Origin of the sequence: Pontixanthobacter gangjinensis, from assembly GCF_009827545.1 — a bacterium.
Classification (GTDB): Bacteria; Pseudomonadota; Alphaproteobacteria; order Sphingomonadales; family Sphingomonadaceae; genus Pontixanthobacter; species Pontixanthobacter gangjinensis.
The window spans coordinates 2,365,285-2,384,893 of record NZ_WTYS01000001.1 but is presented as its reverse complement, the minus strand read 5'-3'; the positions used below and the strand labels follow the sequence as shown (position 1 = coordinate 2,384,893).

15 protein-coding genes are annotated in these 19,609 nt (G+C 55.1%); 2 read left to right on the top strand and 13 right to left on the bottom strand.

Going from position 1 to position 19,609, the window contains the following annotated elements; all coding sequences use genetic code 11:
• Positions 1-20: 20 nt before the first annotated feature.
• The 3 genes from GRI36_RS11355 to GRI36_RS11345 all read right to left on the bottom strand — a co-directional run bounded on the left by GRI36_RS11355 (position 21) and on the right by GRI36_RS11345 (position 3,470).
• Positions 21-821: an esterase/lipase family protein gene (locus GRI36_RS11355; RefSeq protein WP_160598555.1), complete on the bottom strand. Its 801-nt coding sequence runs from the start codon at positions 819-821 to the stop codon at positions 21-23.
• Positions 818-2,434, bottom strand: a complete 1,617-nt coding sequence (locus GRI36_RS11350; protein ID WP_235902244.1) for a WS/DGAT/MGAT family O-acyltransferase — start codon at positions 2,432-2,434, stop codon at positions 818-820. The genes GRI36_RS11355 and GRI36_RS11350 overlap by 4 nt, the downstream gene beginning before the upstream one ends.
• An 85-nt stretch (positions 2,435-2,519) precedes the next feature.
• Positions 2,520-3,470 (bottom strand): division plane positioning ATPase MipZ, encoded by a 951-nt coding sequence (locus GRI36_RS11345; RefSeq protein WP_160598554.1) that lies wholly within the window; start codon positions 3,468-3,470, stop codon positions 2,520-2,522.
• A 174-nt stretch (positions 3,471-3,644) separates the two neighbouring features.
• On the opposite strand from GRI36_RS11345, the gene uvrC reads away from it, so the two are divergent.
• The gene (uvrC, locus tag GRI36_RS11340) at positions 3,645-5,624 is read left to right on the top strand and encodes an excinuclease ABC subunit UvrC (RefSeq protein WP_160598553.1); all 1,980 of its coding nucleotides are present in this window, start codon (positions 3,645-3,647) and stop codon (positions 5,622-5,624) included.
• Positions 5,625-5,638: 14 nt separating this feature from the next.
• Here the strand turns inward: uvrC and GRI36_RS11335 are convergent, their stop codons facing one another.
• Positions 5,639-7,429, bottom strand: a complete 1,791-nt coding sequence (locus GRI36_RS11335) for an ATP-binding protein (protein ID WP_160598552.1) — start codon at positions 7,427-7,429, stop codon at positions 5,639-5,641.
• Positions 7,430-7,640: 211 nt separating this feature from the next.
• Between GRI36_RS11335 and GRI36_RS11330 the strand changes: the two genes are divergently transcribed.
• Complete coding sequence (locus GRI36_RS11330) at positions 7,641-8,456, top strand: universal stress protein (RefSeq protein ID WP_160598551.1); 816 nt, start codon at positions 7,641-7,643, stop codon at positions 8,454-8,456.
• Here the strand turns inward: GRI36_RS11330 and GRI36_RS11325 are convergent.
• The 9 genes from GRI36_RS11325 to hisG all read right to left on the bottom strand — a co-directional run bounded on the left by GRI36_RS11325 (position 8,453) and on the right by hisG (position 19,598).
• Positions 8,453-9,382 carry an acyl-CoA thioesterase gene (locus GRI36_RS11325; protein WP_160598550.1) on the bottom strand — a complete coding sequence of 310 codons (930 nt, stop codon included), beginning with the start codon at positions 9,380-9,382 and terminating at the stop codon, positions 8,453-8,455. The two genes, GRI36_RS11330 and GRI36_RS11325, sit on opposite strands and share 4 nt — an antisense overlap.
• 114 nt (positions 9,383-9,496) lie before the next feature.
• Entirely contained in the window at positions 9,497-10,369 is an 873-nt protein-coding gene (locus GRI36_RS11320; RefSeq protein ID WP_160598549.1) for a cupin-like domain-containing protein, read from the bottom strand.
• Entirely contained in the window at positions 10,362-11,525 is a 1,164-nt protein-coding gene (locus tag GRI36_RS11315) for a GNAT family N-acetyltransferase (protein WP_160598548.1), read from the bottom strand. The genes GRI36_RS11320 and GRI36_RS11315 overlap by 8 nt, the downstream gene beginning before the upstream one ends.
• A 190-nt stretch (positions 11,526-11,715) precedes the next feature.
• On the bottom strand, positions 11,716-13,788 hold the full coding sequence (locus tag GRI36_RS11310; protein WP_160598547.1) for an alpha/beta hydrolase family protein: 2,073 nt from the start codon (positions 13,786-13,788) through the stop codon (positions 11,716-11,718).
• Between the two features lie 249 nt (positions 13,789-14,037).
• The gene (locus GRI36_RS11305; protein WP_160598546.1) at positions 14,038-16,149 is read right to left on the bottom strand and encodes a sodium-translocating pyrophosphatase; all 2,112 of its coding nucleotides are present in this window, start codon (positions 16,147-16,149) and stop codon (positions 14,038-14,040) included.
• 140 nt (positions 16,150-16,289) lie between these two features.
• Complete coding sequence (gene thiL, locus GRI36_RS11300) at positions 16,290-17,174, bottom strand: thiamine-phosphate kinase (RefSeq protein WP_160599209.1); 885 nt, start codon at positions 17,172-17,174, stop codon at positions 16,290-16,292.
• Between the two features lie 9 nt (positions 17,175-17,183).
• Positions 17,184-17,630: a transcription antitermination factor NusB gene (gene nusB / locus GRI36_RS11295; RefSeq protein ID WP_160598545.1), complete on the bottom strand. Its 447-nt coding sequence runs from the start codon at positions 17,628-17,630 to the stop codon at positions 17,184-17,186.
• 13 nt (positions 17,631-17,643) lie between these two features.
• Positions 17,644-18,933, bottom strand: a complete 1,290-nt coding sequence (hisD, locus tag GRI36_RS11290; protein WP_160598544.1) for a histidinol dehydrogenase — start codon at positions 18,931-18,933, stop codon at positions 17,644-17,646.
• On the bottom strand, positions 18,933-19,598 hold the full coding sequence (hisG, locus tag GRI36_RS11285; RefSeq protein WP_160598543.1) for an ATP phosphoribosyltransferase: 666 nt from the start codon (positions 19,596-19,598) through the stop codon (positions 18,933-18,935). Before hisG ends, hisD begins: the two co-directional genes overlap by 1 nt.
• Positions 19,599-19,609 lie beyond the last annotated feature (11 nt).

Genomic DNA, 19,609 nt, shown 5'->3' with positions numbered 1-19,609 from the left:
GGCAACTCCCAAAATCGGGTTTAATGGAGCTGGGTTTTTGGGAATAGCAACGACGAGAGGCCACGCGGAGCGAATGGTTTCCACTCGCCTTCAGCCTGCGCCAGCCGGTCGGCAATAGCCAACATGACTGTAGGATTGACGCCGAGGCCGATGTGGCTTGCCAACACTTCGATATTCTCTGTCTGGCCCGGCAAGCCGCCTTTCGGACACTGAACCGAACCCCGCCAATGGACTACGCCATCGGTTTTGGTCAGGATTGAAGTTGTCGGTACTGGCGGTGCCTGATCAAGCCCAGTAAACTGGCCTGATTTTAGAGGTTCGGGCTCCTTACCATTAAGCATTTCGAACAGTTTTGCCGCGTTGGTATGATTTCGGTCATCGCTGATCGGGCTGCCGAGCGAAATTACCATCCGCACTTTTTCTGGCGCAAGCTTTGCGAGTTCGCGCGCGAAAACGCCGCCGAGACTCCAACCGACAATAGAGACTTTGCTGCCGGTCCGTTGCGACAAGGCATCGACGCAATTTGCCATCGCTTCTACGCGCGCATTATCGACCCGGACATTGCGGCCAAGGTTCCAGCCTTCGGTTTCATAACCAAGCCGGGTTAGCAGCGAGCGCATTGGGCGCGTCGAACTGTCGCTGGCCATGAAGCCCGGGAGGACCAAAACGCCGTGCCCGTCCCCTTTGGGCAAGGTTCGCATTAGCGGGCGCAACGCGAGGAAGCTTGCGTATTCCGCAAGTGCGCGACCGGGTTCGGCCAGCATCAAAGCGCGGTGGGGTGGCCGGGCAGAACGGGCTGTGCCGATTGTAGTTGCTGTCATGGCTTGGTCTTCCCTTTAGTTGTTTTTTTAGTCGCTTTGGGGGCCGCACGACCGGCGGTAGGTTTCGTTGCCGCTACTTTTTGTGCTGGTGCGGCCTTCTTTGCTGCGGGCTTCTTTGCTGCAGTTTTTGGCGCGGACTTTTTCGGGGCCACTTTCATTGGAGTAGCAGGCTTCGCCTTAACAGGAGCTGTGGCGGCTGCTGTGGCAAGGTCCCGATATTCTTCAAAACTTTCCTGAATGCATTGCGCATAGAATTCCGGATCGGGCAGTAATTTGCGGCATGCGGTAAACGCGATCGTCGCCTCATCAACATAGCTTTGCACGACATGCCCGAGACCAAGTCCGTCATTGAGGCACAGCAGTCCCATCATGCTTTCCATGCGAGCACCTGTTGAATAGATCGGGATCGGCGGGCCAGGTACGTTGGTCACCACGGTCGAGAATGGCGGGCCGACACGATTGGCAAGTCCGAGCCGCGTGTAAAGCTGGGCTCCCAATGCCATGAACAGTGCCGGACTAACCTTGCTCATTTCGGTCATATTGCGCGCGCCCATTGCATCGGTCATCGCTTTGGAATTCATTGTCTGCGAATGGACAAAGCCCAGGCGTTCGACGGCGTCTTCAATATGAGTACCAAGCGGTGCAATCATTGCGGCAACCTGATTGCCCATATCGCCTTTTTCACCCTTAGAGCGGACCGAAATCGGGGCCATAGCTGTAAGGGTTTTTGCGGGCAGGTCATTCTTGTCGAGCAGATAACGGCGCAGCGCCCCGCCTATAATGGCAAGGAATACGTCATTGACTTTGCAACCCGGCGCTAATGCGCGGATCGATTTGATATCTGCCAGAGGAACGCTACGGCCCTCGACAACGCGGGCACTGGAAATGACTTTGTTGAATCTGGTGCGAGGGGCGAGCATATCGCCGCTGACCGAAAAGTCTTTAACCGCAAGGCCCTTGATTGCATTAGCGAGGCCAGGCGCTGCTTTAGCCATAACTTCAAGCTGCTTCAGCGGGTTGGTAACCGCATTGATGTAGCTCTTGCCAAGTAATTGCGCCGCATTGGGTATGGGTTCCGGCTCCCAGGTATCGGGCTCGTTGGGCGCAGCTGCATGCGGGTCGAGTGTATGGAGCGCTTCCATCAAATCAACGCCGCTCATCCCATCGATTGCCGCATGGTGGACTTTGGTTACCATCGCATAGCTGCCCGGGGCCACGCCGGGGATGTTGTCGAGCCCTTCGACAACTGTGAATTCCCATGGCGGACGAGTCAGATCGAGTGGGCGGGCAAATATTCGTGCGGCCTGAATGCACAGCTGACGCCAGTCGCCCGGCTTGGGCAGCGCAACATGGCGTACATGATACTCAAGGTCGAAATCGGGATCCTCAATCCAATAAGGATAATCGAGGTCGAACGGCACTTTCACCAAACGCTGTCGCATTGTCTTGGACAATTGCATCCGGCTTTCAAAGAAATTCAGAATGTCTTTGTAACGGACAAACCCGCCGGGCGCGGTTTCGGGGTTATAGATCAGCAATGAACCGATGTGCATCGGCGAATTGCGTGTTTCCAGCGCGACAAAAGACGCATCCATACCCTGTAATTGGCGCAATATTCGTTCCTCTCCATGTCCGCTTTTGCGGATTAGTTGCGTATCGGTAACAGAGGAACGCCGTGGGTCAAACTATTGTGTGGGCCTACCTGCTCGTCGTTACGTGTTCTTTGGCCCCGATATGGGTTCGTAAAGATTGGCGGTATCGTGCCATTGTTCGCGCGGGCTTGCGTGCTTTGACCGGCGGCAAGGGGGCTAAATCAGCAGGTGGATCACCGAAATCAAGTTCGTTTATCAACCGGTCCATATCAGCCGATTTGTGGACCCTAACACCGTCCATTTCGGGCAATTGAATGCAATCGGCGTGGGTCAGGCCGAACATAAACAGATCACGGTAGGAAACCCGTTCGCTCAATCCGCTAGCGAGGCGCAGGCCCAGCTTTTGCGGAAGCTGCTCGATTGCCAAATTGAACCGGTCGAGCTGCTTTTTTTCGTTACGGCGCATCCGATTTTTGACCAATACCCAGTCGGTTTTAGGCAGGTCAGTACCTTGCTTCAATTCCTGCAATTGGCTGACCGTTTCGGTAAACCGGCCCATGTTGGAATATTGCATGGTTGCAGGGTTGAAATGGGCGATGGAATCAAGATCGACAAATGTCGCATTGACTGGTGTTATCAGCTTGTGAGCCATCGCAATTGCCCGGCGCGCAATTGGGGAATCGTGGCCAGGGAGATCGATGACAATTTTTGTGCAGCCTCTGCCAACGCGGGCAATTTCCTGCATCATCATCGCTCCGCTTTGATGCTCGAGCACAAAATGTTTGGGGCTAGGAAGCTCAATGCCAAGACTTCGCGCCGTGGCCTGACGATTGTCGAGCGCTCGGCTGAAGGAACCTTGACGGCGGTCCAGATCAATCGCGAGCACTTTGTGGCCGGCCCGGGCCAGCGCAATAGTAGTGTGGAATGCTAGAGTGGATTTGCCCACGCCGCCTTTTTCATTCGCGAAAACAATGATCTGGGCATTTATCTCCGGCCGGCGGCTGACATCCGCCAGAACCACGGATGGATGCTCTCCATCGGAATTTTCGTATCCCATATCCCGCCTGCTTCCCAATTACTCTCGTCTCGCGAATCGGACAAGTTATGCTTAGTGTCGCCAATCCACACCTTATCCACAAGTAAATTAACTTTTTGCTTTGGTAGGCGATGACAAATCGGCGGTTTGGCCATTGCGTCTTTTAATCGCGCTGTGCCGCGCTATGTGGACAACATGGCTCGCAGTCCCACTCCCACGCCGGCTGGATCGCAAAATAATCCGCACGGCGCAGAACGTTTTCACGAGGAGCGCGCGACCTACACTGTCGCTTCGGCTAAGCCCGATTTGGAAGGCGGCCTGCACGCGATCCGCGAAACCGTGAAGACGCTTATGCCGGTACCAGGCGTTTACCGGATGCTCGATACACGCGGCGATGTTTTGTATGTCGGCAAAGCCAGGGCACTCAAGAACCGCGTCGCCAACTACACTCAGATCGCCAATTTGACGAACCGGTTGCAGCGGATGGTCAGCCAGACCCGCTCAATGGAAATTGTCACCACCAATAGCGAGGCCGAGGCGCTGCTGCTCGAAGCGCAATTTATCAAGCGCTTCCGCCCGCCTTTTAACGTGCTGTTGCGCGACGATAAGAGCTTTCCTTTCATCTTGGTGCGGACAGAGCATGACTTCCCGCGGATCATGAAACATCGCGGAGCGCGGCGGGCCAAGGGCAATTATTATGGGCCATTTGCCAGCGCCGGATCGGTCAACACCACAATCAATGCTTTGCAGAAACTGTTTCTGCTGAGATCTTGCACCGACAGCTTTTTTAGCCGCCGCGATCGTCCGTGTTTACTCTACCAGATCAAACGTTGCAGCGCCCCCTGTGTCGGGCGCGTAAGCAAGGATGATTACGCCGCACTGACCAAGCAGGCCACGGACTTCCTGGGGGGAAAGTCTGGGGCGGTGCAGGCCGATCTTGAAAAACAAATGGCTAAGGCAGCAGAAGCCCTTGATTTCGAAACCGCAGCGATTCTGCGCGACCGGTTGCGTGCTGCGACCTTTATCCAGGGCAGTCAGGCTATCAATGCCAGCGGAGTTGGGGATGCCGATGTGTTCGCGCTTGCCAGTAAGGGCGGGCAGATTGCGGTGCAGGCATTCTTCATTCGCGGCGGCCAGAATTGGGGGCACCGTGCCTTCTTCCCGACCCACACCAAGGATGTCGAAGAGGACCAAGTGCTCGCCAATGTCCTGGCGCAATTTTACGAGGAGGTTCCGCCTCCCAAGACCATCCTTGTCGACCGTGAGCTGCCCGAAAAAGCGCTGATTGAAGAGGCTTTTGCGACCAGCATTGCCGATGGTGGGGCCGGCCATAAGGTGACTATTTCCATCCCGCAACGCGGAGACCGACGCGGTTTGATGCAACAGGCTCAGCGCAATGCGGCTGAAGCGCTGGACCGACGGTTGGCGGAAAGCGGGACCAAGGCAAAAACCTTGCGCGAATTGGCAGAGTTCCTCGAATTGCCTGAGGTTCCGCAACGGGTCGAAGTATACGATAATAGCCACATTCAAGGCGACAAGGCAGTCGGGGGGATGATCGTTGCAGGACCTGAAGGCTTTTTGAAAAACCAGTACCGCAAGTTCAATATCAAGACCGCACAGACCAATGACGATTTCGGAATGATGCGCGAAGTGATGCAGCGCCGCTTTGTCCGGGCAATGAAGGATGATCCGGATCGCGAAACAAGCGGTGAGAAGGCGATCTGGCCCGATCTTGTGCTGATTGACGGCGGCAAAGGTCAGATGAGCGCGGTTCGAGATACTTTGGAGGAATTGGGCATTGAGGATGTTCCGCTGATAGCCATCGCCAAGGGCCCGGACCATGGCCGCGAGGGGCGCGAAGTATTCCATTTTCCCGACGGACGGGAAAAGATGCTGCCGGTCAATTCGCCAGTGCTGTTCCAACTGCAATTGTGGCGTGATGAAGTGCACCGCTATGCCATTGGCGCTCACCGAGCAAAACGCAGCCGTGCAATCACTGCATCGCCGCTAGATGAAATTCCCGGCGTGGGTCCGGCCAGAAAGCGCGCCCTGCTGTTGCATTTCGGCACCGCCGGAAAGGTCAGGGCGGCGTCGCTCGAAGATTTACAACGCGCCCCAGGTGTCAGCGCTGGCGTGGCGCAAGTGGTATATGATTATTACCACGCGGGCGGTTGAGACCCGTCCTCAATTTACGCTGCTTTCTTAGAAGGTTCCAGCCAGTTTCGCATTTCTTCTGATAAGGCTTGAACGGTCAGCGGCTTGGACAAATGACCCTGCATCCCGGCTTCGAGACAAGCGGCAATGTCTTCCGGAAATGCATTGGCGGTTAAGGCGATAATTGGCAGATCCACTGCATTATACCCCATTCTGCGGAGCGCGATAGTGGCATCAATTCCGCCCATTTCGGGCATTTGTAAGTCCATCAGAATTACATTGTAAGCTTGTCCGTCAGCCGCTGCTTGTTCGATCATTCCGATGGCCTCGATGCCATTCTCGGCAATATCCAAATTCAATCCGATTTGTTCGGCCATTGCGGAAACGAGCATCTGGTTGATGTCGTAATCCTCCGCGAGCAGCGCTCGGATCGATTGCTTCCGGTCGATCTTGGGCAGTTGGCGCAGGGTTGCAATCTCGGGTTCTTCAGACTGCGCAATAATCAACGGAAGGACTAAGGTGAACGTGCTTCCACTGCCAAGTGTGCTGGTTGCAGATACGCTGCCGCTCATCTTACGCGCCAATTGCCTGCTGATCGAGAGGCCCAGTCCAGTGCCGCCATGCTTGGAAGAGATCGAAGAATCAGCCTGCATAAAGGGGCTGAAAATATGCTCCATGCCATCGCTGGAAATCCCAATTCCGCTATCTTGCACACGGCAACGAATTGTTCCTTCGCTCGCTTCGATTGCCAGCCTGACAAAACCGGCTTCCGTGAATTTGACTGCATTGCTGAGCAAATTCCCGAGAATTTGGCGCAGGCGCAGCGGATCCACCAACAGATTGCGCGGCATATCCGGTGCGGTAACCAGTTCCAATTCAATGCCCTTTTCCCTCGCCTGCGGTTCGATCAGCCGGATGCATTGCCGCGCCAGATGGGGCAAATCGACACATTGAGGATTGATCGAAATTTCACCCGCTTCAATTTTGGATAAATCGAGTATGTCGTTGAGAAGTAAGGTGAGAGATTTGCCTGATTCAGCTATGAGTTCAGCATAGCGCCGCTGTTTTTCAGGCAAGTGACCAGTGAGCAGCAGGTCGGCAAAACCGATTACGCCGTTCATAGGGGTTCGAATTTCATGGCTCATTTTCGCCAAAAATGAACTCTTGGCGTTACCAGCAGCATCTGCATCATCGCGCGCCATGATCAATTCATTACGAAGCAGAACCTCTTCCGTTCGATCTGCTAAAACACCGAACATGGCACTAGGCAAGCCGTTCTCGTCGGTTTCAATTTGTGCGATGGCTTCCGTGTGGCGAATTTCGCCATTTGGCCGAACGAGCCTAGCCTGAAAAGAATAAGGCTTTCCTGTCAATCTTGCGGTTTCAACCGCGTTGGTAACCGCCGCCCGGTCTGCCGGATGATAATGTTCGATCGCCTTTTCTAAAGTGGGAGTCGCGCCGACTGGGAGACCGTAGATCGCAAAAGTCTCGTCAGACCAGAACAAGTGATCATCGGAAAACGACATCCGCCAGTGACCGACATGGGCAGCTGCTTCGGTCATCCGCAGCATACGGTTTTTCTCACTCAGTTCATCGAATGTTATGCCTATTGCCTGCTCTGTCTCTCGTGATCGGCGATTCCTGGCCAAGAGAATGGCTAGCGCGGGGAGGCCGATGATTTCCAGCAAGCTCAGTTCGATGGTCCCGAGCCAAACGAGAGAAAGCAGGGCAATGACAGCGAACGAGATTCCGCCGTATAATGATAGCGCGGTTACGCTCCAACGCGGGTTATTCTGCGGGCTCATGAGGTTTTGGGATTGGGTCATTGTGTAGCGTCATTAAATGATGCCGGTTCGTCCTCTGCTTCATTGCTAATAGGTAATGACGCCTAGTTGCTACGCGCTGTCTTGCAGAAGAGCTAAGTTCGGACATTTTTGACCTGTATCAATGCAGCTGCCCGCGATCTGTGCGATTAATTTGGTGTGGAGCGTAATCCTGTCCTTGCTCCAGCGCCCTGCGGCAAAAGGAGACGGCATCATGCAATCCATACTGGTTCACGTTTACAATGACCCCGGCATTGAATCGCGCTTGCAAATCGCGTTGGACATGGCGCGGGCTTATGATGCGCACCTGACCTTCCTACAAGTGGTCTTGCGCCCAGTAATCCTTCCTGGCGACTACAGCGGAATTGTCGCCGCTCAGATGATGCCGGTTGCACAGGAACAAGCCGATGAGCTCAGGCGAGTGATTGAGGCTCGCCTAGAGGAGGAAGATGTCCGCTGGAACTGGGTGCAGGAGGCAGACATGACGGATGATATGCTGATGAGCCATGCGGCACTCAATGATTTGGTACTTGTAGGTTGCGCGGCTCCTCAGCAGTCTAGCGATGCGCCATCACGATTAGCAGGCACGCTGGCGATAAGAGGAAGAAGCCCGGTGATGGTTGCACCTTTGCATGCAAAGAGTTTTGATCCGGCAAAACCGGCGCTGGTAGCTTGGAATGGATCAAGAGAGGCATCTCATGCGCTGCGCGCGTCGTTGTCGATGCTTAAACATTCCAGCACCGTTTATTTGGCAACGGTCGTTGGAGAAGAGGGGCCAAGCCGAGAGGGGCTGCCCGCGATTGATGGTGCAGCCTATTTGTCGCGACATGGGATATCTTGCGAAGTCGTAGAGCTGCCCTGTCATGCTCGGCATCCGGCGGAGGTCCTGCTTGAGGCAGCGATGAGCCGCGAGGCCGGTTACATTGTGCTCGGTGCTTATGGTCATGCGCGGTTGTTTGAAATGATATTTGGCGGTGTGACCCGGCGCATGCTGAAAGATCCGCCAATCCCGCTAGTCTTGGCGCATTAATCAGCTGACGATTTTCTCCTGCGGCGTATCACCCCTTCTTGGGCGACGCTTGCGACCAATTGACCAGCTTGATTAAAAATGCGGCCTCGGTTGAAGCCCCTTCCACTGCCGCTCCACGGACTGTCGGTGCAATACAGTAACCATTCGTCAGCGCGGGCAGGGCGGTGAAACCAAATTGTGTGATCCAGACTGGCACCGTTTAATTCCCCGCGCATCCAGCTGAGGCCGTGCGGCAGCGCGGCTGTGCCGAGCAAGGTAAAGTCGCTGGCATAGGCGATGATAGCGCGGTGGATAAGGTTACTGGCTGATGGTGCATTTTTCAGCGGAGCAGCGGTGCGGAACCAGCTATGCGCTCTTGGCTCCTTCGGTTCGCTGTTCATCCAATGCAACCGGTCAATAGTTCGCATTTCAATCGGGCGCGGACGCAGCATCATTCTGCGTGTGGCTTCGGGCAGGTTGGGCATTGCATCGGCAAATTGCTTGCGAAGCTCCATGTCCGATTTCAGATCTTCCGGCATGGCGACATCAGGCATTTCGCCGTCCTGATGTTCCAGCCCATCCTCTGCGGTTTGAAAGCTGGCGGTAAGATTTAAAATTGGCTTTAGCGCGCCATCCTCCATCTGACTCGCAACAACCCGCCGGTTGGCGAAACTGCGTCCGTCAAAATCGCGGGCGATGGAATAATTGATTTCCGGACCCTCTTTGCCGCCGCGCAGGAAATAGGCATGAAGTGAATGCGCAATCTTATCCTCGGGTACGGAATGCTGCGCCGCCATCAGGGCTTGAGCGATTACTTGACCACCAAACACGCGTCCCACGCCGCCCTTTTGCGGATTGCCGGTGTAGTCGTCTTCGCCATTTCTGGTGACAGTTAGTAGTTGGACAAGACCGTCCACCAGTTCCTGCGGAGATTTATTGTCGCTCATTCGCCCTGCTTTGCGGCCTGTCAGGCGTCAGGTCAACGAACCAAACGAGGCTACACGAAATTTGTGAAAGCATGCTGGTTTTCGCAAGCCTCAGACCGATCTCCCTCAATCATCTCAGCCTAAGAGCGAGCGGGCGACCTTGGCCGCTCCCGTCTTGCGCAGCGCCCTATATGCAAAGGATTTGCCGATATTGGATGCAGGCCAGCGTTTAGGTGATGTGGGCGATAGACCTGCGCCGCGTAGCAACGCGTTCATCGCGCGGGCTTCGGATTCGGCAACGCTCCAATCGGAACGCCAGGTGACCGACAGGGAGATCGAGACATCTGGCCCGTTCTTTACCCAATGCGGCATCTTGACCGGCACATAGAGCGCCTCTCCCTCAGTTAGCGAAATCGGAGTGCCCTGTGCCGACATAGAATCCTTCCAAACCAGATTCCGGTGGTGCTCGCCAAAGGCGAATGATTCGTGATCCTGCGGCGGGACAATGCTTTCGTCCGCTGCGGGGAACATGGTCAGCACCTTGCTGCCGCGAATTTGCAGGAGAATGTTGTGTTCCGGATCAAAGTGAAACGGTGTTACCGCACCGGGAGAAGAGACAAATACAAACCCTTCAAGATTTTCCATCGCGCCGGTCTTTCCGCACACGGCGGGATTGATTGATCCGAGTGTTTCAACGAGCAATTCGTGATACTCGGGAACATTTTCGATGAATTTGAGTGCCATCCAAGAACCAGATTCCTCGATTGAGCGAATAGTTTCAGCGATGTCGAGAGCTGGTTCAGGCACATCTTCTGGCGCGATCCCGATTGGTAAATCGCCCTGATTATGCTCCACATGCTCGGGTCGTAGCTTCGACGCTAGTTCCACCAAGGCTGGTAACTGTAGCAAAGGGTGGCTGCAAAGATCGTGGTTCAGCTTGTTTGGCGTTTCGGGATAGGCGGTTGCGAAGCTGGCGATTGAATCGGCAGTAAAGGCTGTTTTAGTCATGGTTTTTGTTCCGTACGCGGCGAAGGGTAGCGCCCAGTCGGTCGACACTGCGGCACAGAAAATAGGCGGATTTACGAGCGGGGCCATTTAGAGCGACGACGACATGTTCGATCATTTGGCGTTCACCCCAGAGGCTGTTGATCATTGAATGGTCAGGCTTGGCGCAACTGTCGGCCCGCTCGATCTCCGGATCATTTAATACCTGACCGATTGTTTCAAGCTCAATCAAAACTCCCGGAGAATATCGGGCAAAGCTCTCGTCATAAGTGATTTTGTAGGACCATACCGACGGGGGAGATCTCAAATTGACCAACATCGCAATCGGGCGCCCGTCTAATAGCAAGCGGAGAAAATCAACACGGCCCAATTTGTGTGCCGAAGTGATTATCTCACGGAAGAATTGCTCCGATGCTGCATCAACCGCAAGCGCAGTACCGCCTTCACCTTTCCATCCGGCTGCTTCGAGTTCGAGATATTGGTCGCACCATTCCTCAACCGGCCCATCAGCCGCAAGGTGTTCGAATGAGACCGTCCCCAATTCGCCCAGCCGTTTCGCTTGGCGCCTGAGCTCTTTGCGTTTCTTAGGCCTAATGGTGCGTTCTATGTAAGCGTCTGAACTTACTTCGGTTGCGAGAATAGCACGCTCATAAGACTGGGCAATGTGGATGGGGCGCTGTTCCATCGATGCTGCTTCTTCAAGTCCGCGGCGGACCGGACCATCGGCATAAATGAGCCTCAAGGACAAAAAATTGTCAGCCCACTCGCTGCCATCGAGCAAATCGAGCAGCGCAGTCCAGAATGACGTTTCGTAGCCAGCACGAACAAGCGGGCCGCCACAATAGTTCTGCAAATGGTTCCAATTTGATGTGTTGGCAATGCGTAGCCGCCCGAATTGCGGCGCGGAGGTGAGCGGTAAGATGCCGATCAACATCCCTACATGATCGCGGACTTGTGCCAGACGAACGACTTCGTCGCCGCGCAAGTGGCGCAAGGCGGCGTTGATGAACCAATGTTCGCAATAGGAATTGGGTTCGCTGGCAGCGAGCGCCAATTCCTCCCAATCGGCGACAAGCGCTCTGCCGACTGATGTCACAACCGGCGCTTCCACAGTGAAAGCGCCCTGCTCGAGTCCGGAACGGGCAGGTGTATGCAACATGCAAACTGCTTAGCTGGAAAAAGCTAAAATTCGTCTAATTACCTAGCTCTGCCGACCGGAGCAGCATGCGCCAAATAGCTGTCAGCACGAACAGTGGTGCAAGTTTGGTGCTCAGACACATTCAACAGTTGGCTTAAACTGGAGAGGGCGCGAAAGCTGCGCCTTCGCGCCCAATTCCAGATTAAGCGTATTATTTGAAGTTGATCTTTTCCGGTTCTTCATCGGCATCGGATGCAATGTAGGCGGGATTATATTTATCCAGCCATGCCTCAGCTTCCTCGATCCATTGGATGTGCACATCATCATAGGGCAAATTGTGAGTGCCCTGCTCCTGTACGATGTAACGGAAATCTGTGCCTTCAACCTTGCCCGATTTTCTAAGGTTGCTGACCAACGTCTCGGCCTGCTCCATCGGAATACGCGCATCGCGCTTTGCAGTAACGATCAATATTGGCGACCACGGTCCGTCGGTGTTCTGAGCAGAGGAAATGCCATCGGGGTCATTTGAAGTGGCTTGGAAACCACTGCTGAACCGGCCGAGGTTCTTCGCATCCCACCTATTCATCATAGCCATATCGTAAACGCCAGCGCCTGCGATCGCACATTTCCAAACATCGGCGTCACGCTGAGCGCCGCGCGCTGCAGCGTAACCGCCGTAGGACCAGCCCATTACGCAGGCCCGGTTCGGATCAATGATTCCCTTTTCACCGTAGTAGGTCAGGATGTCATTGAGATCATCCTGCATCTTTTTGCCATAACCATCGGGTTCACGGCCCATTTGTTCGAAGGCTTTTCCATAACCGCCAGAGCCGCGGTAGTTTGGTTGGACAACAACATAGCCCGCTTCTGCCAACGGCTGATTCCAGGGTTCACCACTGTTGGTTGCAGAGATAACTCCGAACGGACCGCCATGCGGCATAACAACGACCGGGAGGTTCTTCTGACCCATACGGTGGCGTGGATAGGTCACGATTGCCTGGATTTTGGTTCCATCGCGGGCCGTATACCATTCAGCCTTGACCGGATTAAGTGGCGCATCCTTCAGGCCAGTTCGCGTCCAGTTCAGCAATTTCAGCGACCCTGACTGCGTGTTGAACAAATAGAAGCCGCCCGCGCGTTCTTTGCCGCCTGCATAAGCGACAATTTGCGACATATCAGCGCTGTTATCGACGATCGTCACAGCGCCTTCACCGAAAACCTCTTCCAACAAGGAGGTGATCGTTGCTAGCGTCGGATCAGTATAAACCGTCTTCATTTCGCCATCGAAGACATTGTAGCCGACAATGGCGGAGCCATCTTCGTTGGTCTCGATCCCTTGCATGTCGAAGCCTTCAGTCTCGTAGACTGGCTCCGATAGTGTCATGGTTAGCATGTCGAGTTCGTACAGCTTCTCGTAGCCATCCTGCCGCGACGTCGTATACGCTTTATCTGTGCCTGGAATGAAGACTTGTGGGGCCGGAATTGACTCAGTGAAGGTTGAATCCGCTTCATTATAAACCGTTTTGAAATTGCGTTCACCTTGCGCCTTGTAGAGCATCCGCACCTTACCATTATCGCGGTCGCGGCTGAAACCGGCCCGGATATTGCCTTCGCTGTCAGCAGCCCAGCCACTGACTACCGGGTTGGTCCGTTGGATAATCTTGAATCGGCCAGAATCCACATCTACTTCGACGACCTCGGGGAAACCCCAGCGCTCGGTCGAATTGGCGACAGAATCGCGCTGGATGAGATATTTTCCGGTATCGTGATCAATGTGCAGAATGACTCCGGCGTCACCGCCTGAATCGCGCCACGCCTGCTGGACCAGTTCGCCATCATTGATATCATAAGCGATCAACCTGCGAAAATCGCTGAGCCCGCCGCCGAGGTTTTCTCGGGAAATCATGGTCATGACTACATGGTCGTTTCCGATCCAGCGGAAGCCTGACATCGTGCGCTCACCCGCTTCACGAGCTTCTTCAGCTGCAAGGATTAAACGTGCGGGCTTGGACAAGTCAGTGAGGCTTTGCAGCACAAGCACTGCGCGTCCTTCATTGTTGGCGAGATAGGCCAAATTCTTGCCATCCGGCGAGATGCGCGGACTGCGCATGTTGGACTGCTTGACGAATTCGCCGACGGGGATTTGTTTGCTAGCTGTCTCCGCTACCTGTGGCGGAGTTTCCTGTGCCGCGGCAGGCGCTGCGACTAGCGCGCCTGAACCCACGGCGGCGGTTGCCAGCGCGATCGCGCTTCCTGTTCGAATTAGTGTCGAAACTAGTTTCATTAATTTCTGCTCCCAGATCTGCAGCCCCATAGAGTGCATCTGCGAATGCCATGTGACTATGCGCGGATGCTCTCACTCTAGGCGTATACTGCCTTGAAAATTTGCAGGATGCGACCCCTGCAGCGCAAAAAAAGCGCTTTAATGGCATTTAGTTAGGGAATTTGGCCTTAACCGCAAATGAAAAACCCCGCCTGGCTGAACCAGACGGGGTTTCTCTATTCATTCTTCAGCCAATCAAAGCCGAATTGATTATGCCGCTGCTAATGCTGCAAGCAGCAGCAGTGCAACGATATTAGTGATCTTGATCATTGGGTTGACGGCTGGACCAGCAGTATCCTTGTAAGGATCGCCAACTGTATCGCCGGTCACAGCAGCCTTGTGAGCTTCTGAACCTTTGCCGCCGTGATTGCCATCTTCGATGTACTTCTTGGCATTATCCCACGCGCCGCCACCAGCGGTCATGGAAAGCGCCACGAAGATACCCGAAACGATCACGCCGAGCAGCAATGCGCCAAGAGCGGCAAAGCCTTCTGCCTGGCTGCCTGAGGCCCAAGTGATGCCGAAGTAGACCACGATTGGGGCAAGCACCGGAAGCATCGAGGGAACAATCATTTCCTTGATCGCTGCCTTCGTTACCAAATCGACTGTGCGGGCGTAGTTTGGACGGCTTGTACCATCCATGATTCCCGGGTCGGCAGCGAATTGTGCACGAACGTCAACCACTACGTCACCAGCGGCGCGGCCAACAGCGGTCATGCCCATCGCACCAAACAGGTACGGAAGCAAAGCGCCGAGCAGAAGGCCAACGATGACATATGGGTTTTCAAGGCTGAAGCTGACTTCGAGATCAGGGAAGAACTCTTTGAGGTCAGCCGTGTAAGCCGAGAACAGTACCAGAGCAGCAAGACCGGCCGATCCGATGGCATAACCCTTGGTGACAGCTTTCGTGGTGTTACCAACAGCGTCAAGCGCATCGGTCTTCTCACGAACGCTTTCTTCCATCTCAGCCATTTCAGCGATGCCGCCTGCGTTATCGGTCACAGGGCCGTAAGCGTCGAGGGCCACGACCATACCGGCCAGTGCCAGCATTGCGGTGGCCGCGAACGCGATGCCCATGAGACCAGCAAGCTGGTAAGTCACGATAATGCCGACAACGATCACCAAAGTTGGCAATGCGGTCGATTCAAGGCTGATGGCCAGACCTTGAATTACATTAGTGCCGTGACCGGTTTCAGATGCTTTCGCAATCGAACGAACTGGGCGGTACTCAGTGCCAGTGTAATATTCGGTGATCCAGATGATCAGGCCGGTGATAGCCAGGCCAACCATCATCGCCCAGAACAGCGACATACCGGTGAACGATTGATCGCCAACGGTGTAGGCAGTGCCCATTCCGATTGCATAGTCGGTCGCCCAGTAGATCGCAGGGATCGACAGAACAGTTGTGGTAATGAAGCCCTTATACAGAGCGCCCATGATGTTGTTCGATTTGCCCAAACGAACCATGTAGGTTCCGATGATCGAGGTCACGATGCACACACCGCCAATTAGCAGTGGCAGGCTCATCAAAGCGAAAAGATCTGCAGAAGCGAGTGTCGTAAACAGCAGAGCGATCAGAACCATCGTCGCACCAACAGTCACAACGTAGGTTTCGAACAGATCGGCCGCCATACCGGCACAGTCGCCAACGTTGTCACCAACGTTATCGGCGATTGTCGCCGGGTTGCGTGGATCATCCTCCGGGATGCCTGCTTCGACTTTACCGACCAGATCGGCGCCGACGTCAGCAGCTTTGGTGAAGATACCGCCGCCGAGGCGGGCGAAAATCGAAATCAGCGACGCGCCGAATGCGAGACCGACAAGTGCGTCAATAACTTCACGCTTCTCTGCGAGAACTGTGAGGTCGAGACCCATCTGCGCGATGAGCACATAGAAGATGCCTGCAATCGAGAGCAGCGCGAGGCCAGCAACCAGCATTCCGGTAACCGCACCTGCGCGGAACGCCACGGTGAGACCTTCCTGAAGGCCGGTCTGCGCGGCGGCGGCTGTGCGGACGTTGGCGCGGACCGAGATGTTCATCCCGATAAATCCGGCAACGCCTGACAGAACTGCGCCGATTACGAACGAAACTGCAGAAATTGCTCCGAGGAATACGAAGACGAGGATGGCAACAACCACGCCGACGATACCAATCGCGGTGTATTGGCGTTTCAGATAGGCTTGTGCGCCTTCCTGAATTGCGCCCGCGATGGACTGCATTTTCTCATTACCGGCAGATGCGCCGAGCACTTGTTGGCTGGTGATTATGCCATAGACAATGGCAAGCAATCCCAGTCCGATTGCGATATAAACTGTTTCCACGAGTATCCCCTCATGCGTTTTGCATACTAAAAAAGGCCCGTTACTACGGGTCCGAAAAGGTGCGTCGGCTATAATCGTGCCGGACAAGGGTGCAACCCCAAAGCGGAAGAAATGCACGGTCTGCCGCAGAATCGGACGCTTTAGTGGCTATAACCCAGCGTATCGCCGTCTTTTGGCGGCTTCCCATCAATCAATAGCGAGCTTCCGCCGAGCGTTGATACTGTTCCAATCGCATGAGCAGGAACAGGCAATTTGGTATTTTGATTCGCGGTGAACAACAATTGATAATCGTCGCCCCAGCGTATTGCATCATCCCGCCGGCAGTCTGGCGCGGCGATTGGTACGGAGGCTGTATCGACATCAATCGTCACTCCGCTGGCCTTCGCTAATCGGCTACAATCGAGCAGCAGCCCGTCCGATACGTCCATGATCGCGGTGACAACAGGCGCTAGCGCCTGCCCTTCTGCTAGCAAAGGGATCGGCCTGCAAAAAGCAGCGGTTTCGGCTGCTCCCAAAGTCGCTCCCCTGTCTCGGAGTGTTTCGAAACCGATCATCGCTGCGCCGACCGGTCCAGTAATGAACAGCCGGTCGTCCGGCTTAGCGCCGTTTCGCGAGGGGATGGGGGTGTGCGTCGCCGTTCCAATTGCAGTCATGCCGAATGTACGGGCACCTGAGCCCGAAACGGTATCGCCGCCCAAAAGGATAACTGAATAGAATTCGAGAACGTCCTTCAGGCCGGCAACGAACCGAGCGTCATCCGCGCCAAGTGTATAGCTGAGCAAAACGCCCAGCGGCTTCGCACCTTTTGCGGCTAGATCAGACAGGTTTGTTGCAACCAGTTTCCAAGCGATGTCGGCCATGTCCTGATTGGCGAGGAAGTGCACCTCCTCGACCATCGTATCATGCGTCAGGATCAGCGTTTCTCCGCCGACTTTCAGAATTGCGACATCATCATTGAGGCCGCGTGCGGAAGGATGGGTGGCTAGCGCACGCAAGCTTTCGATAAAGGCGCTTTCGCTACTCAGCGCGCCGTCCTATCTGACAGCTTTGGCAACTGCATCGAGCACGCCATTGACGAACTTTGTCTCGCGGTCATCAAAAAATGCTTTTGCGACATCGACATATTCGCTGATGACGGTGCCGACGGATACGTCAGGCCGGGCCATAAGTTCGAATGTGCCAGCGCGCAGGATTTGTAGCATCGTTTTGTCGAGCCGTTTGACGCTCCAGCCCTCGGCCAATTTCTCGGTCAGCTTGCCGTCGATTTCATCGCGCCGCGCATCAACGCCCGAAACGATATCATCGAACAATGGCACATTGGCGTCAGCATATTGGTCATCTTCAATCTCGCGACCGAGACGGTGCTGATGAAATTCGTCGAGCAATTTGACCAGCTTGGTCTGCTCCATATGCTGCTGATACAGCGCCTGCACGGCTGCGAGACGCGCCGCAGAGCGCGCCTGTGATTTTGCTTTACTCATAGCGTTGAATTTCTCATTTCAGCCGGGCTTCGATTGATTTGGCGTGGGCTGGCAGCCCTTCTGCTTCGGCAAGCGCAATGGCTGCTGGGCCGATTGCTTGCAAGGCCGCTTCGTCCAATTCGATGAAGCTGGAGCGTTTCATGAAATCTAGAACCGACAAGCCGCTGGCGAATCGTGCGCGGCGGCCAGTAGGCAGGACGTGATTGGGCCCCGCAACATAATCCCCCACAGCTTCGGGCGCATAGCGGCCGATAAAGATGCTCCCAGCATGCCGTATTCCTTCGAACAAAGGTTTAGGGTCCTCGACTGCCAATTCGACATGTTCAGCTGCGAGACGGTTTGCGAGAGGAATTGCTTGGTCCAGCGTTTCGACGATGATGATTACGCCGTGATCATCCCAGCTTTTGCGCGCCGTTTTATGGGTGGAAAGCATCGCCGCTTGGACATCGATACGGTCCTCTACCTGCGCAGCAAAGGCGGCATCATCGGTAATCAGGATCGACTGTGCATCAGGATCGTGTTCAGCTTGGCTCAGCAAATCGGCGGCAATCCAATCGGGCTCGTTATGACCGTCGGCAATCACCAGTATTTCGCTTGGCCCTGCGACCATATCGATGCCGACAACGCCGAACAACTGCCTCTTTGCCTCAGCCACCCATGCATTGCCGGGGCCAGTTACCACATCGACACGCTTGATTCGTTTGGTGCCATAAGCGAGCGCACCAATCGCCTGTGCTCCGCCAACACGCCATATTTCATCGACGCCAGCAATGTGTGCTGCAGCCAGCACAAGCGGATTTACCACTCCTTTCGGAGTGGGCGTGGTGACGGTCAGGCGCCCGACACCGGCAACTTTGGCCGGGATTGCATTCATCAACAGCGACGATGGGTACGCTGCTCTGCCACCAGGAACATATAGGCCTGCTGCGTCAACAGCCTGCCAGCGTGCACCAAGGCGCACGCCTGCATCATCGGTGAAGTCCCGGTCTGCCGGCAATTGATCCTTGTGATAGGCGGTGATCCGGTCCGCCGCGAGCTTCAAAGCATCGCGAAGTTTCGGGTCAAGCCCGTCAAACGCTTCGCGGCATTGCTCGGCAGAGATCGACCAATCGTCGTCGTTTGTCAGCGCGTGTTGGTCAAAACGGGCAGTCAGGTCGGACAACGCCGCATCGCCGCGCCCCCTCACATCGCTCAGGATCGAGCTGACTTGGCCAGCGATATTGCCATCGCTTTCACGCCGGTCATCGACGATCTTGCCGAATTGCAGTTCAAAATCGGGAGATTTGATGGAAAGCATACGCATCAGGCGGCATCCCGCTCGGCATTTGCGCGAAATGCTTCAACCAAAGCCGTAACCCGCGGGTCTGTCTTCAGCGCAGCACGATTGACAATCAGGCGTGCCGAGATTTCCATGATTTTGGCGGTTTCCACCAAGCCGTTTTGCTTCAAGGTTGCACCGGTAGAGACCAAGTCGACGATTCTGCCAGAAAGGCCAAGGCTGGGGGCCAACTCCATTGCCCCGTTCAATTTGACGCATTCAGCCTGAATACCCTGCGCCTCAAAATGGCGGCGCGTGATGCCGGGATATTTCGTTGCAACGCGGACATGGCTTGCGCCGTCAATGCTGTCGGCACCGCCTACTGGTTCGGCAACCGACAATCGGCAGTGGCCGATATCCAGATCAACGGGCGCGTAGAGGTCGGAATAGTTGAACTCTTCAATAACGTCTGACCCGACGATTCCCACTTGCGCCGCGCCATGTGCTACAAAGGTTGCGACATCGAACGCCCGAACGCGGATCAGCCGCATATCGGCGCGCGTTGTTGCAAAACTCAGCGAGCGATCCTTTGCATCGTGAAATGCTTCAGCCGGAACAACTCCGGCACGCGCCATGACCGGTAAAGCCTCGTCGAGGATGCGCCCCTTGGGCACGGCAAAGGTAAGCGGGGGTGTTAGTATCGCGGTCATGATTGGGCGGC

What these genes read in the sequence shown, in the direction of transcription:
- nusB (WP_160598545.1), bottom strand. Translation starts at nt 17,630, where the DNA reads ATGAGTAAAGCAAAATCACAGGCGCGCTCTGCGGCGCGTCTCGCAGCC.
- GRI36_RS11335 (WP_160598552.1), bottom strand. Translation starts at nt 7,429, where the DNA reads ATGACCCAATCCCAAAACCTCATGAGCCCGCAGAATAACCCGCGTTGG.
- GRI36_RS11345 (WP_160598554.1), bottom strand. Translation starts at nt 3,470, where the DNA reads ATGGGATACGAAAATTCCGATGGAGAGCATCCATCCGTGGTTCTGGCG.
- hisG (WP_160598543.1), bottom strand. Translation starts at nt 19,598, where the DNA reads ATGACCGCGATACTAACACCCCCGCTTACCTTTGCCGTGCCCAAGGGG.
- GRI36_RS11310 (WP_160598547.1), bottom strand. Translation starts at nt 13,788, where the DNA reads ATGAAACTAGTTTCGACACTAATTCGAACAGGAAGCGCGATCGCGCTG.
- uvrC (WP_160598553.1), top strand. Translation starts at nt 3,645, where the DNA reads ATGGCTCGCAGTCCCACTCCCACGCCGGCTGGATCGCAAAATAATCCG.
- GRI36_RS11325 (WP_160598550.1), bottom strand. Translation starts at nt 9,382, where the DNA reads ATGAGCGACAATAAATCTCCGCAGGAACTGGTGGACGGTCTTGTCCAA.
- GRI36_RS11315 (WP_160598548.1), bottom strand. Translation starts at nt 11,525, where the DNA reads ATGTTGCATACACCTGCCCGTTCCGGACTCGAGCAGGGCGCTTTCACT.
- hisD (WP_160598544.1), bottom strand. Translation starts at nt 18,933, where the DNA reads ATGCGTATGCTTTCCATCAAATCTCCCGATTTTGAACTGCAATTCGGC.
- GRI36_RS11320 (WP_160598549.1), bottom strand. Translation starts at nt 10,369, where the DNA reads ATGACTAAAACAGCCTTTACTGCCGATTCAATCGCCAGCTTCGCAACC.
- GRI36_RS11355 (WP_160598555.1), bottom strand. Translation starts at nt 821, where the DNA reads ATGACAGCAACTACAATCGGCACAGCCCGTTCTGCCCGGCCACCCCAC.
- GRI36_RS11330 (WP_160598551.1), top strand. Translation starts at nt 7,641, where the DNA reads ATGCAATCCATACTGGTTCACGTTTACAATGACCCCGGCATTGAATCG.